The 12,966-nt window shown below is 53.6% G+C and carries 11 protein-coding genes; 5 read left to right on the forward strand and 6 right to left on the reverse strand.

Annotated features, from left to right (window positions below; translation table 11 throughout):
- Positions 1-119: 119 nt before the first annotated feature.
- The 3 genes from AC27N8_RS33460 (at position 120) to AC27N8_RS33470 (ending at position 1,858) form a co-directional block, all read left to right on the forward strand.
- On the forward strand, positions 120-695 hold the full coding sequence (locus AC27N8_RS33460; protein ID WP_487073723.1) for an RNA polymerase sigma factor: 576 nt from the start codon (positions 120-122) through the stop codon (positions 693-695).
- Positions 692-1,486, forward strand: coding sequence for a hypothetical protein (locus AC27N8_RS33465; protein ID WP_487073725.1), 795 nt, complete (start codon positions 692-694; stop codon positions 1,484-1,486). Before AC27N8_RS33460 ends, AC27N8_RS33465 begins: the two co-directional genes overlap by 4 nt.
- A gap of 192 nt (positions 1,487-1,678) precedes the next feature.
- Positions 1,679-1,858: a hypothetical protein gene (locus AC27N8_RS33470; RefSeq protein WP_487073727.1), complete on the forward strand. Its 180-nt coding sequence runs from the start codon at positions 1,679-1,681 to the stop codon at positions 1,856-1,858.
- Between the two features lie 54 nt (positions 1,859-1,912).
- Here the strand turns inward: AC27N8_RS33470 and AC27N8_RS33475 are convergent, their stop codons facing one another.
- From AC27N8_RS33475 to AC27N8_RS33490, 4 genes are all read right to left on the reverse strand, one after another.
- A complete protein-coding gene (locus AC27N8_RS33475) occupies positions 1,913-2,977 on the reverse strand; it encodes a hypothetical protein (protein WP_487073729.1) in 1,065 nt (354 codons plus the stop codon).
- 171 nt (positions 2,978-3,148) lie between these two features.
- Positions 3,149-4,249, reverse strand: coding sequence for a L,D-transpeptidase (locus AC27N8_RS33480; RefSeq protein WP_487073731.1), 1,101 nt, complete (start codon positions 4,247-4,249; stop codon positions 3,149-3,151).
- Between the two features lie 119 nt (positions 4,250-4,368).
- On the reverse strand, positions 4,369-5,178 hold the full coding sequence (locus AC27N8_RS33485) for an inositol monophosphatase family protein (protein ID WP_487073733.1): 810 nt from the start codon (positions 5,176-5,178) through the stop codon (positions 4,369-4,371).
- Positions 5,179-5,439: 261 nt separating this feature from the next.
- Positions 5,440-6,471, reverse strand: a complete 1,032-nt coding sequence (locus tag AC27N8_RS33490; protein ID WP_487073735.1) for a DNA methyltransferase — start codon at positions 6,469-6,471, stop codon at positions 5,440-5,442.
- Positions 6,472-6,702: 231 nt separating this feature from the next.
- On the opposite strand from AC27N8_RS33490, the gene AC27N8_RS33495 reads away from it, so the two are divergent.
- The gene (locus tag AC27N8_RS33495) at positions 6,703-7,749 is read left to right on the forward strand and encodes a quinone-dependent dihydroorotate dehydrogenase (RefSeq protein ID WP_487074806.1); all 1,047 of its coding nucleotides are present in this window, start codon (positions 6,703-6,705) and stop codon (positions 7,747-7,749) included.
- 39 nt (positions 7,750-7,788) lie between these two features.
- Here AC27N8_RS33495 and AC27N8_RS33500 read toward each other — a convergent pair whose 3' ends face one another.
- The gene (locus tag AC27N8_RS33500) at positions 7,789-8,406 is read right to left on the reverse strand and encodes a LysE family translocator (RefSeq protein ID WP_487073737.1); all 618 of its coding nucleotides are present in this window, start codon (positions 8,404-8,406) and stop codon (positions 7,789-7,791) included.
- Positions 8,407-8,678: 272 nt separating this feature from the next.
- Positions 8,679-8,978, reverse strand: a complete 300-nt coding sequence (locus AC27N8_RS33505) for a hypothetical protein (RefSeq protein ID WP_487073739.1) — start codon at positions 8,976-8,978, stop codon at positions 8,679-8,681.
- 651 nt (positions 8,979-9,629) lie between these two features.
- Here AC27N8_RS33505 and AC27N8_RS33510 point away from each other — a divergent pair.
- A complete protein-coding gene (locus AC27N8_RS33510; RefSeq protein WP_487073741.1) occupies positions 9,630-12,752 on the forward strand; it encodes a winged helix-turn-helix domain-containing protein in 3,123 nt (1,040 codons plus the stop codon).
- Positions 12,753-12,966 lie beyond the last annotated feature (214 nt).

The following is a 12,966-nucleotide window of genomic DNA, read 5'->3' on the forward strand; positions in this document are numbered from 1 at the left end:
TAATAATTTTTATAGGACAAGCTTGGACAACGAAGAAAGCTACAGATGGGAAGAGACATGGAACTCTTTGTGCTGCCTGCGCCGTATGTATCTATTAGAAGGGAGGACAGGGAGTGTCTATGTGCGAAACTGACCTTGTGGATCGAGCTGCTCATGGTGACCAGAGGGCATTTCAGCGACTCTGGGAGGAGCATCATGCGCTGGCGATGGCTGCAGCGTTGCGCCTCTGTCATCAGAGACCGTTAGCCGAAGAGATCACGCAGGGAGCCTTTTTGCTTGCCTGGCGTGGCTTGCCAGGTTTCCAGTCTGGGAGTCCGTTTCGACCATGGCTGATGCGGATTCTTTATCGGCATGCCCTCGACGTGATGGAGAAGCAGCGTGTACACTTGCAAGCTATCTCTTTGTACAGCGATGAGTTTCTGGAGACGTTTCCCCATGCTGATCAGGTCAACGGGACCGATGACTTCCAGGAGCTTGTGGTCCAGCGTGATCTTGTGCGTCAGGCGCTGGCCCGCTTGAATGCCGATCAACGTCGGGTGATCGTCCTGCGCTATGGAGCTGATCTGACAGAGCCTGACATCGCTCAAGTCCTGAACTGGCCGGTCGGGACCGTCAAATCGCGCCTGAACAGGGCTAGAGATCAACTTCGACGCTTCTTAGAGGCAAGTGAGATGACAGAAGGGAGGCATGTATGAAATATGACCATTCGGATCGATCGGAGCAGTCGCAGGAGTTCGATCTGGAGCAGATGCTTTCAGATTACTATGGCGCTCCTCTTGAGGAACAGCCATTGCCTGTATCCAGCTGGCTCAGTGTCCAGCGACAATTAAAGCCGTATCCTCCAGTTCGGAAACGTCGGCTCCAGCTCTGGCGGCTCCGACGTCCAGAGCCGCCACTGCCACTATATGTGCAAGAGTCCTTTATGCGTACCATCATCCAGGCACGTATCGAAAGCATCTCGACGCGCAACATCTGCTATCGTCCGCGCAAGCGAGCCAGATTTTTCAGTCTGAGGGTCGCAGCATTCTTTTCTCGCCGTATTATTATCACGTATCCACGCGGACACGCACGCGACCTCTCGCAGGTTGAATTGGATGTACTCCTGGCCAGTGGCATCGCACGATATCTCATTGCGCGCCTTCTTTACAATCAGAAGTTTTTTCTCTTGATGTATCTCTTTGCCTGCATTGGGAGCTTATCAATCATCTTGCTGGCCTGGCACAATACCGCCGCGTTGGCGATCATCTATCTACTTCCCTGGCTAGCGGCGAACGTCGCACTCATCCAGTGGAGAAAGAGGCGCATTGTCTTGCAAGCTGACCAGCTCGTCGTGCGCTGGCTTGGACAGCCGCTTACCTCTCAAGGACTACAACACCTATTTGAGCGCCATCATTATCGGCCGCATGCAACCTGGAGCGAGCCTGCCCTCTCGACGCGCATCGAGCGCATCGCCACGCTCCCAGACCTGCTGGCGGCCCACCGATAATACAAGTTAAGATAGGAATAAAAAATCGTTCGCCTATGGCGTCAACGCTCACCGACGTAGCGGCGCGGCAATTCGCTTGATCGCGACGTACCGCCGTGCTGTCTGTGACTCGTACGACCACGCTCCCCATGGGGTTCCATTGCGTGATCTTCCCACCGTGGATCGTCTCGTCTGCGTTGCATTCAGATGCACATGGGACGTGTTCGTGCGGGAAGTGACAGCACGGCGGTACGTCGCGATCAAGCGAATTGCCGCGCCGCTACGTCGGTGAGCGTCTCACCTCATCGCCTTCCGGAGCTGTTTTGGACGCACACTACCGATAACCCCATCGGCGCGATGACCTTTGACAGAGCACTACGTCTGTTTGCTTGATCTCTTTGGGGGATGGCTCCTTCGTTTCACACTATTGGATACTTGTGTCCAGCACTACTTGGGTTTAATCGTCGTGATGACGCGTGCATGCACTTTTGTGGCCAGTAGACTCAACAGCGCTATGGTGATAATGCTCAGGATGCCATGAAAGAGCTGATCGATGAGATCTTGTGGCGTGACGAAGAAGCCCAGGATACAGTAGTTGAGTAAGGTACCAAAGACGAGCGCCATGATATGTGTGTCGTTCCAATTGCGTTCCGGAGCCGACCACCATTTGATCAGAATCACGGCGGCGGCTACCAGGACAACATTCCAGAGAAATGCGAAGATCGAAGGGACTGGCGCATGTATGGCTTCATGTCCCAGTAGGAATCCGGCTCCTAGCAAGAAGGTAATGATGCCAACCAGCCAGGCACTGGGGGCTCTACGCTCGGTCGCTGGAGCGAGAGCATTTTTTACTGGCAGGAAGAGTGTTAGTGAGAGGATGGCAATAACCAGTACGGCGGTACAAATCAGCAAAAGAGGCGCGGGAGTGAAATCTGGCGTGACACGTGTGGCATAGATCAACGTGATCAATGAGATGCCGAGTACAAAAACCACACAATTCACGACGAAGCCGACATTGCCGAGCCAGCGTTCCTGGCGATATTGGGGAAAGATCAGCTCGGTTAGCAGGATCGGTGTGGAGATGCTCCATACGGTATGCAAGCCAAGTACGAAGAATGCCCAGATCCAATCGACGCCTAGCCCGCGCCCATAGACGCCGAGGCTCCCAATGCCGGGGAAATGCGGATTAAACAGGCTATGGAGTGCTAATCCCTCTTCAATCAAACCAAACGTAAAAGCCAGTACAGGAATCCATCCCCAACTCAGACCTCGACGTCGTACGATTTCGCGTATGATAACCGCGCCGGTGCCGTAGTAGAGCATGTTCAGGATTAGTCCGAATATAATGCCTGCATTGAAGGGAAGATCTCCCAGTAGTACTTCCGCCACCAGGGGAGTAAGTAGAAGCAGCACGAAGACAGGCCCAAGATGACGTCCGGTCTTGGCTGGATGGATCGATTGCTCATTGACATGATTTTCATTGCTATCTTCAATGTGATTTTTAGTGTCCATAAAAATGAGGCCTTCTTATATTCATTTGCATCTATGAATATTCTTGTAATATCTGCCAATCTCCATTTCTCTCTTTATCCAGACGAAATCTTGCCGCAAAAATGAACCATGGGTTTTGTGTCGTGGATGGGATCTCTATCTTGCGTCTTTACAAAAAAATATTAATTGCATTTAATACACGATCACGTCGGTATACTGTTTGACGTAGTTATAGACCCATTGGGCATCTTTGAGGTACATATTGATGCAGCCGTGCGAGCCGACATCGGCGGAGACGTCGCCGGTAGCATCCTGATGAGGAAACTGAGTGTTGGGACCATATTCGGCGCGCCACCAGCTGTCATGGATAAAGTAGCCGTTGCTGTGATACTGCATGGCGTAGTGGATGAGGGTGTCGGGATACCAGTAGGGAGAGCTTTTGGGATCGCTCGATTTGAAGATGATGTTTTTCTGATGCGATTCAACCCACCAGCTGCCGGGAGGTGTTGGCTTATTCGGTTGACCGGTGGTGACGAAGAAGGCATTGATCAGCTTACTGTGGTCGTAGACGCGCATGGCCTGCTCGGTGAGTGAGACGACGAGGACCTTGTCCTGTGTTTTCTGATAGGTCTTGATGAGTTCGAGGTCGCTCTGATGGACCTGATCATAGGGAGTTGGGTCGCTTGAGTTGCTGGTCATAGCTTTGAAGTTGGTCAGGTACATGTTGGTGTCGGCGACGATCTGCTGATAGTCGGCGAGGGTGGTGGCGACAGCGAGATTGTTTTGTATCCAGGTGCCGATGCCTGTCCGGTTATCGTACTCGAAGCCCAATTTGTAGGTGACGTTGTTGTAGCTGTCGTGATAGGGATGACTCTCTTCCCAGTGGGAGGCGTCGGTCTGCAATTGTTGTTGTAGGACGTTGCTGTGCGCTTTGATGGCTGGCAGCGCGATATCCTGGGCGTGGGCTGTGACCGTTTTGAGTGCGGCCTGATAGGCTGGCTCTGTGCTTGCCTGCTTGAGCGCCTGTTGATCGTGCGTATATTGCTGCTGATAAGCGGAGGTTGGTTTGCCGGCGCTTTTCAACTGCATGATGCCTTGTTGCAGGCTCTGGAGCTCATGTTCACCTTGTTTTTTCAGGCCAAGGCTGACGGGAGTGATCTTTGAGGGCTGTTCGGAGGCTTGTGGCAGCTCTGCATACTGGCATCCGCCCAGGCTGAGTGCGAGGGCCAGGATGAAGATGAAGGTTGCGAGTAGCGTATACAGCCGCTGACAGCGTCGCAGGCGTGTGTGCATGATGTCCTTTAGCGCGTGGCGGGAATGACAAAAGCCGCTCTGGCGCGTGCGCACGGAATAAAATCTCTATTGTACTTAGTATACGCTACTCTATCGCATAAGGTGTCAATCTCCCTGTTTTAGACTCCTCCGCCTTTTTGGATCTTTGTGACGATGTCCTGATGGAGCTTTTTGTTGCCAGCCATGACCAGTGAAAATTTGTCGGTGAGATTGACGATGGGGCGCAAGGGCTTGCCTTCGTGGTCGGTGACGACTCCTCCCGCTTCCAGGACGATGCTGGCGGAGGCGAGGAAGGATTCACCGGTGATTTCGTCGCCGATGTCGATGTAGGCATCATAGGTGCCGCTGGCGACGTAGACACTGTCGATGGCTGAACTGCCGGTGCGGCGGACAAATCCCAGGCGCGGGTTCTCGGTGAGGAGGGCGCGGAGCGTATCGCCGTTGCGACCGTCGAGGTTGAGTCCTGCGAGACAGTCCTTCATTGAGGATGTACTACTGACCTGACAACGGCGCCCATTGCGGAACGCGCCTCCGCCCTTTTGGGCCTCATAGACGAAGCCCGTAAAGAGCTCTCCCACCAGCGCCCATTGGACGTTCTCCGGTATGACGGGCACGTCGATGGGTAAGACGGCCAGGGCTACGGCGGCGGTCATGATGCCTCGCTCGACGTTGGTTGATCCGTCGATGGGGTCGATGACGATGCGGTGGCTGGGATGATCAGAGGTTGAAAAGGTTGGACGTTCTTCCGTGATGATCTCGAAACCCTGTCCGCTGTTGGTGAGGCCGTTGATGATCAGGTCTTCGGCGTCGCGGTCAAATTGCATCGTGATATGCTTGGAGGAACGTGCGTAGACTTGCTTACGATCATAACGCTCGGCCTGTGTATAAGCGCGAACTTGACGAAATATCTGTTCAAGTAGTTCTAACATGCTGTTTTTGCCTATCTCTTGCACCATAAATCGTTCACAGTACAAGGTTGTACTCTATTCAGCACTCTATAGTACATGTAAATATCTACCCATTGGAGATCTTCTTTGGCTCTTTGAGGGCTCTATTTCTACATCTGCATCCATTGCACATGTCTGTGAGATCTATCAAGTGCCCTGTCTAATTTCTAACTAGATAACATTCAGTAGTACAAAACGAATTGTAGCGATGTATCCGGAAAGGGTACGCTGCCTAATTTCTAACTAGATAACGTTTTGTACTACAAAAACGTCGCGCCGACTCTGCTTGAGCAGGCGTGTTCGTGTGGTTGTAATCGCCATAGTGCTTTGATCACAGGCGAGCCAACGCCGTCCCAATTGTTCGGCGACCGCCGGCGTGACGCCGCTGCCGCAGAAGCAGTCCAGGACAAGATCGTTCTCCTCAGACGATGCCAGGAGGAGACGCTGCAATAAGGCGGCTGGTTTCTGTGTCGCGTAGCCGGTACGCTCCGGATCTTTCTGATGCAGATGGCTAATATCGTCCCACACATCATCAAGGACCATCGTTGCATCCTCCGAATAGCTATAAAGTTTGCCTGCCGAACGAATCGTCCAATTCAAGCGACCATCGGGACCCACCTCTTTGCGCATATGGTTACGCTTCTCCGCTCCTCGCCGCAGTCCGACGCGCTCGCCGTGAAAGTGGTACTGATGGGAGCGGGCATAGAGCAGGATCGTATCATGCTTACGCGCAAACGAGCGCTTCGAACGACCGCCCGATTGATAGTGCCAGATGATTTCGTTTTTGAGTCCCGAACCCGCATGGGCGCCACGCGTGGTGGGACGCAGCGAGAAGATCTCGTCGAGTAGCACGCGTGCGTAGTGAGTGGCTCGCCAATCCAGATGGACATAGAGACAGCCGCTGGGCGTCAGTAATTGATACAGATACCAGAATGTCTCATAGAGCCATTGGAGATAGCTATCCAGGTCATTGTGCCAGACATCCCGATAGGAGATACCATCCGGCACAGCGTGTTGTATCCCATTTTTAAACGAGCGGCCAGTCATAAATGGGGGATCAATATAAATAAGGTTGACTTTTCCCGCGAACTCGGACAGGAGAGCAGGCAAGGCGGCGCACTTATCCGCATGGATGAGGCGATTGTGCCAACCCTGGATCGCAGGTGCTGCTTGCGCTATTGTCTCATGTGGGAGATAATACTCGCTGGTTACCAGATGCCCTGTCGGAACAGGGATCGTTGGTAAGGCTTTCCCCTGCCAGACCAGTTCTGCCATGCTATCTTCCAGCCCTTCTACCATATATCGGATACTGCACACACTGTAGCATATGCGCATGAAAATAGCTAATCTATACATAAGGGAACGCCTGGCTGAAAGTGTGTTTAGCGTCGCTGGCTTGACCTTTGCCGCGCCGTGATGTATCCTTTTTCACACGAAGTGCCCGCTGAGATCGCTGCATGTAGAGATCTCATTGAGGAAGACCATAACAGGAAAATTGGTATCATGATAATCTACAAAGCCATTGCTCGCCCCATCATCTTTCGCGCATCTGCCCGGGACCCCGAGATTGCCCATCACTGGATTATGAATGGATTAGCGCAGGTATCTCGCCATCGACAACTCCTGAAGATCATCGAAGCGGCCAGCGCTTACCGATCGGCAGCGCTCGAACGCGATCTCTTTGGACTCCACTTCCCCAATCCGGTTGGACTCGCGGGAGGCTTTGACAAAAATGGCCTTGGACTACCCGCTCTGGCCGCGCTTGGCTTTGGTTTCATCGAAGCGGGTACCGTGACGCGTCACAGGCAACCAGGCAACGAGCGGCCGCGCAACTTCCGCTTTTCGCAGGATCAAGCCCTGATCAATCGCATGGGCTTCCCTAACGACGGTGCCGACGCCATCCATGATCGCCTGTTGACCCTTCCCAGGCTCTCTGTACCGATCGGCTGGAGCCTGGGAAAATCGAAAGTCACGCCTTCCGAGGAAGCTGTCGAAGATTATCTCTACTCACTGCGTAAACTCTACGACTTCTCAGACTTCTTCACCATCAACGTCAGCTCGCCCAACACGCCGGGACTGCGCAAGCTCCAGGATAAAGCTCCCCTGGATCAGCTCTTGCAGGCCACCGTCCAGGAGACCGAGATCCTGGCGCGGCAGGCAGGTAGCTCCATCGTCAAGCCCGTCCTGGTGAAGATTGCTCCCGATCTGACCAACGAGCAGATCGATGACGTGATCGAGGTGTGTCTGGCGCGACACGTACGCGGCATCATCGCCACCAACACCACCCTGTCACGCGCAGGATTGAGCCGTCAGACCGCCGAAGCTGGTGGACTCAGCGGTCGACCTCTTGCGGCACGTTCGCTTGAAGTTGTTGACTATCTCAGCCAGCGCCTCGATCACCGCATCCCGGTCATCGGAGTTGGAGGCATCTCCAGCCCGGACGACGCTCGACGCATGTTCGATGCCGGTGCCAGCTTGATCCAGATCTATACCAGTTTCATCTACGAAGGTCCCTGGATCATCAAACAGATCAACAAAGGCATCGACCAATAACCGTGCGGCCAAAATTTTCTCTCCGGGCTCTTCTCAGTGTTAGATGCTGCTGAACAGAGCGAAAACACCAAAGGATACAATCAGTACACCGGAGACGCGATTGATCCAGAGTAGCCATCTGGATGTGAATTTGCTACGGAACAGGCTGACACCTCCCGTGAGCAGGCACCACCAGAGTGCCGAGCCAAGAAAGACGCCGCAGATGACGAAGAGAGCGGTCAGGCTATCATTTTTGCTGCTTCCGACGCCAATTCCGGCGAAGATGGCGGCAAACGAGAGGATAGTTAAAGGATTGGTCAGAGTGAGCAGGAGTGTCGAGAGATAGGCTGTCAGCAAGCTGCTGGCCGTGATGGCAGTAGCTGCTCGCTCGGCTGGTGGTGTCAGCAGTGTCTTGCCACCCAGATAGATTAAAAAGAGGCCTCCCACGAGGCGAATCCACATCTGCTGATGGATCAGGAAAGCGGCAATCAGAGTCAATCCAAAGCCTGCGATGCTCCCGTAGAGCGCGTCGGCCGTGGCGACGCCGAGCCCCGAAATGAGTCCATAGAGGAGGCCGCGCTGCATCGTTCTTTGCATGCACAGGATACTCATCGGACCAACCACTGCCGCGACCGATAAACCGATCAGAAAGCCTCGGACCAGGAAACTGCTATCCATCGTCAAAAGATCTCCTTTAAAACTAAGCGCACGTAAATTGATGTATGTAAAACAGCACAAAAAAGTCGCCAGACCGTTTTGACCAGGTCTGGCGACTTGCGTATCTGCTTGTGCTTGATTGGATCAGGGGTACGAGAGCATGCACAGCGAACCAAACCTCGGCTGAGATTGATTGCGTTGCTGCTGCTGTTGCGTGGCAGAATCATCTATTGTCTGATAGGTAGAAAAGCATCGATACAAGAGAAAGCTCTCCCTGTGGCTGAGTACTTGTTTCAATCCTGCTGCGATTGAGCGGGAATACTGCGTAACTGAGTCAGGCAGTCGTCGTAGAGATCGAGCTGTTTACGCAGTTCGACACGTACCTCGACGCTCTCAGTATGCTGTATCTCCTTCAACGTGTTGCGATGAAGATTGCGGACCGCCGCTTTGAGTTCGGGGACTGTTTCTGTCTCTTCGAGTAACCCCAGGAGGTCATTGAGCGCCTTAAAGTAAGCTTCTCCCTCGGGAGCTTTGCGCTGCTTCTTTTCCTCAAAATATTCAATTAGATCTTGCTTGTTTGCGATATTTGGCATGATATGCGACCTTCCCATAATCTCTGAACAAGTATACCATATGTATTTTATATTGGCAGGCTCCTCCGTAACGGCGTCGGCTTGGCCTGTCTTTTACCCACATCTTTCTAGGGCAGTAGCAGAACAGAAATGCAAGCGATGGGATAACGATTTTGCATCTTCTGTCTTTATATACCGCAAATGTAGCACAGGGGTTTTACGCCCCTGTGAGGTGCCCATGCCACTTATGTGCCATATTTGGCTCCCAGCGCCTCCCTGGCAATATAATCAATGGAGTATCTTTTGCGCTATGGGACCTCACAGGGGCGTAAAACCCCTGTGCTACATTTGAGAATTTTACGGGTAAAAGGGGAAATTTGACATTCCCTGGCACTCACAAGAACATTGTGGGTAAAAGACAGGGCGTGGCCAGGCCGACGCTGCTACGTGGGTGAGCATGGACTCTGGGAGCGTATAGGTTTATCCTGGCCGCTTGGATCACGTTGCCATGAAATTTGATAGAAAAAATATGTTGGGGAACATTTGCGTCATGCTGACGCCATAAGATATACTTATTTAAAAGTTGTTGGGGAACATTTGCGTCATGCTGACGCCATAAGATATACTTATTTAAAAGTTGTTGGGGAACATTTCTCTGTTCGAGGAAGCGTGATGGCAAAAACGAAGCAAGCTGCGTTGATCTGGTCACGGGAAGATCAGCGATATCTCTGGCGCGACGAGCAAGATACGGATGCGAAAACTTTCCATGCGGAGCCGGAGGCATGGCTTAAGCGGCTGGCTGCATATACCTCGTTCTCTTTTCAAGGGCGGGAGGGACATCTTACCCTGCTCAAAGAAGCGCGACCACGTGGAGGAGATGGCTACTGGTATGCTTATCGACGCCAGGGAAAACGCACGGCTAAGAAGTACGCTGGACGTACGGCTGATCTGACCGCTGTGCGTCTGGAACAGATGGCCAGAGCGCTCACAACAGCTACGGTCGAGCTGCATCAACCTAGCATAGCGTCAGCCATTCAAGCTCCCTTGCTTGTCCCCAAGTTCCATTTGCCTCCCTTACATCCCTCGCTGGTCTTGCGCGAGCGCTTACTGACTCTGCTTGATCGGGCGCTGGAGCACAGGCTCACACTGGTCTCCGCGCCTGCGGGCTTTGGGAAAACCACGCTGATAAGCCAGTGGGTGGCTGAACGGAGTCAACAGCCGCACTTTTCGCCGGTCGCCTGTGTCTCTTTGGATGGAGGCGATAACGATCCTGTGCGCTTCTGGAGCTATCTTATGACCGCATGTCGGATTTTCCGCGACGATGTAGCGCTCGAAGCCCTGACCCTCTTGCAGAGTATGCCACAGCCGCCATTTGACGCGTCTCTTACTGAGACAGCTCTGACGATTTTTCTAAACGCGCTGGCGCAATGTGAGCGGGGAGGGATATTGCTGCTGGATGATTATCATGTCATCACATCCCCGCGTATTCAACAAAACATGACCTTTTTTCTTACCTATCTTCCTGCCAGTATCCACATCGTGATTATCACGCGTAGTGATCCGCCATTTTCCCTGGCGCAACTGCGTGCCCGCAACGAACTCGCTGACGTGCGCGCCTCCGATCTGCGCTTCTCAGAGGAGGAGACGTTGTCCTTTCTCCAGCAAGTGCTGGAGGTTCCGCTCGCGCCGGAGATGATTCAGCGCGTCAATGCCTACCTGGAGGGCTGGGCGGCCGGATTGCGCCTGCTCCTGATTGCCCTGCGAGAGTCTGCAACGCTACAACAGATCGAGCCTCTTCTGAGACGCTTCGCAGGGGGTCAGCATGCTCTGCAAGAATATTTTCTTACAGAAGTATTTAATACTCAGCCAGAGTCCTTGCAGCGCTTTTTACTCCAGACCAGCGTGCTGGCTCGTCTGACTGGATCGCTTTGTGCGGCTATCACCGGAGAGCGTGAGAGCGAACGCATTCTCGAAACAGTGTCCCGAGCGAATCTCTTTCTGGAGCCGCTCAATAGCACCACGCTTCATCCGCCAGCAATGCCGCAGTGGTATCGTTATCAGGGACTCTTTGCCGAGGCGATGCGGGCCGAGGCACGCCGCCGCCTGGGTGAGGAGAAAATTCGCGAGCTTTCCGCTCATGCCAGTCGTTGGTATGAAGAGCATCAACTCTACGCGGAGGCGGTTGAGTCTGCTCTCTATGCTCAGGACTACCCGCGTGCGGCTGCCTTGATTGAACAGATATTGCAAGAGCCGCAGGCATATTCTCAGGCTAATGAATATTATACCCTGTACAGCTGGCTGGAACAGCTGCCTGAGGCACTAATAGCACAGTATCCTGCACTCTGTCTGGGTTATGCCCGAGCGCTCTTATTTGCGGCTGGCTCGTGGCTACTCTCTCCAGCCATGCTCTCCCTGCTTGAGAAGCTTTTCCAGATGGCAGAAGAGAACTATCGTGCGGAGAATAATCGGCCGCGACTGGGAGAGGTCTTTGCGTTCCGTTCTCTGGCTGCCTGGCGACAGGATGACGCTACGCAAGCAGCCTGCTATGCGCAGGAGGCGCTCATCTGGTTATCGGAAGAGCAGCAGACCTGGCGTGGCCTGAGTCTGAGCGTGGCGGGAAAAGTCGAGCTGCTCTACAACGGGCACGTGGATGTGGCGCGTGGGATGCTGGAGGAGGCCTATGCACTGTGTGAGGCGACTGATCATCAGCATCTCAGGCTCAGTCGAGCCACGACCAACATGCTCGCCCGAGCGTTTTTTGAGCAGGGAGAACTGCACCGCTCCTTTGAGTATTATCAGAGTGTGCTTCACAAGGCCAGAGAGGGACATGCTCATAGTGACGACATGGCCCATACGTTATTAGGTCTGGCGCGTATCTCTTATGAGCGAAATGAGCTAGGAACGGCCAGGCTGCAGGCGGAGGAGGCCCTGGCTATTGGTCAGTATCTCGCGCAGGAGTTTCATGAGGTGCAGGCGATCCTGATATTGGCTCGGATACAACAGGCGCAAGGCGATATCAGGGTGGCGCGGCAGCGTCTGGATGCCTTGCTTACCAGGATACCTGCTGCGCGTTCAGATCAGGCATGGCCGTTATCCCGCGAAATTCTGACGCTGCAGGCCCGACTGGCGCTGGCTGATGGTGATCTTGTGGCTGTACAGCGCGGAATCACTGCTTTTGAGCGACCTGGGGGGCCACTGTTCCCCTTTGCCGCCGAACAAGAAATGCTGATGATCGCTCGCTGGCAGCTTGCCCAGGGGAGAAACGAAGAGGCGCTTCAGCTCTTGCAGGATCTGTTGCGAGAGGCCCTGCAAATGGGGCACAGGCATAGCGCTTTTGAGGTGCAGGCGCTACTGGCTCTCGCCTATGCGGCGCATGATTGGCAGGGAGAGGCGCGGCACATCCTGATGACACTGCTGGCGCAAACCTGTGCTGAGGGATATCTGCGTCTCTTCCTGGATGAGGGGGAAGCTATGGCGATGCTCTTGCGTTCCCTCGTGCTACAGATACGCGAGCAGCCTCTACTGGCCTATCTCCAGAGCATTCTGCGCTCCTTTCCTGGATCACAGGGCACGCTGGCTGCATCTCCTGCCACGCTGCTGCCCGAGCCTTTGAGCTCACAGGAGCTGCGTGTCCTGCGCCTGCTCGTGCCTGGTAGCTCCAACGCTGAGATTGCGGGTGAACTTGTCATCTCAGTCAATACTGTGCGCACTCACGTCCAGAATATCTACCGCAAGCTCGATGCCCATAATCGTGCGGCGGCTATCGAGCTTGCTCGCCAGCTCCATCTCATCTAATCATGTTTCCTCCAGAGGAGATATAAACCTATCTATCGTACTTCCACGTTTCCCAACAGATCCCTGTAATCATACATCCAATCATCTGTGTGGATGATGCTGTTGCGTTCTCCTGAAGCTACACTATTGACAGTGGCAATCCCACTAATCATCAAGGTGGAAACCCAATCGATTATTCCTACGTGTAAGGTAATCAGAGTGTTTGGCATACTCT

This window comes from Dictyobacter sp. Z7_2 (assembly GCF_057551105.1).

Coding starts and splice junctions, on each gene's coding strand:
- AC27N8_RS33485 (WP_487073733.1), bottom strand. CDS start 5,178: ATGTTAGAACTACTTGAACAGATATTTCGTCAAGTTCGCGCTTATACA.
- AC27N8_RS33505 (WP_487073739.1), bottom strand. CDS start 8,978: ATGCCAAATATCGCAAACAAGCAAGATCTAATTGAATATTTTGAGGAA.
- AC27N8_RS33510 (WP_487073741.1), top strand. CDS start 9,630: ATGGCAAAAACGAAGCAAGCTGCGTTGATCTGGTCACGGGAAGATCAG.
- AC27N8_RS33480 (WP_487073731.1), bottom strand. CDS start 4,249: ATGCACACACGCCTGCGACGCTGTCAGCGGCTGTATACGCTACTCGCA.
- AC27N8_RS33490 (WP_487073735.1), bottom strand. CDS start 6,471: ATGGCAGAACTGGTCTGGCAGGGGAAAGCCTTACCAACGATCCCTGTT.
- AC27N8_RS33460 (WP_487073723.1), top strand. CDS start 120: ATGTGCGAAACTGACCTTGTGGATCGAGCTGCTCATGGTGACCAGAGG.
- AC27N8_RS33500 (WP_487073737.1), bottom strand. CDS start 8,406: ATGGATAGCAGTTTCCTGGTCCGAGGCTTTCTGATCGGTTTATCGGTC.
- AC27N8_RS33475 (WP_487073729.1), bottom strand. CDS start 2,977: ATGGACACTAAAAATCACATTGAAGATAGCAATGAAAATCATGTCAAT.
- AC27N8_RS33465 (WP_487073725.1), top strand. CDS start 692: ATGAAATATGACCATTCGGATCGATCGGAGCAGTCGCAGGAGTTCGAT.
- AC27N8_RS33470 (WP_487073727.1), top strand. CDS start 1,679: ATGGGACGTGTTCGTGCGGGAAGTGACAGCACGGCGGTACGTCGCGAT.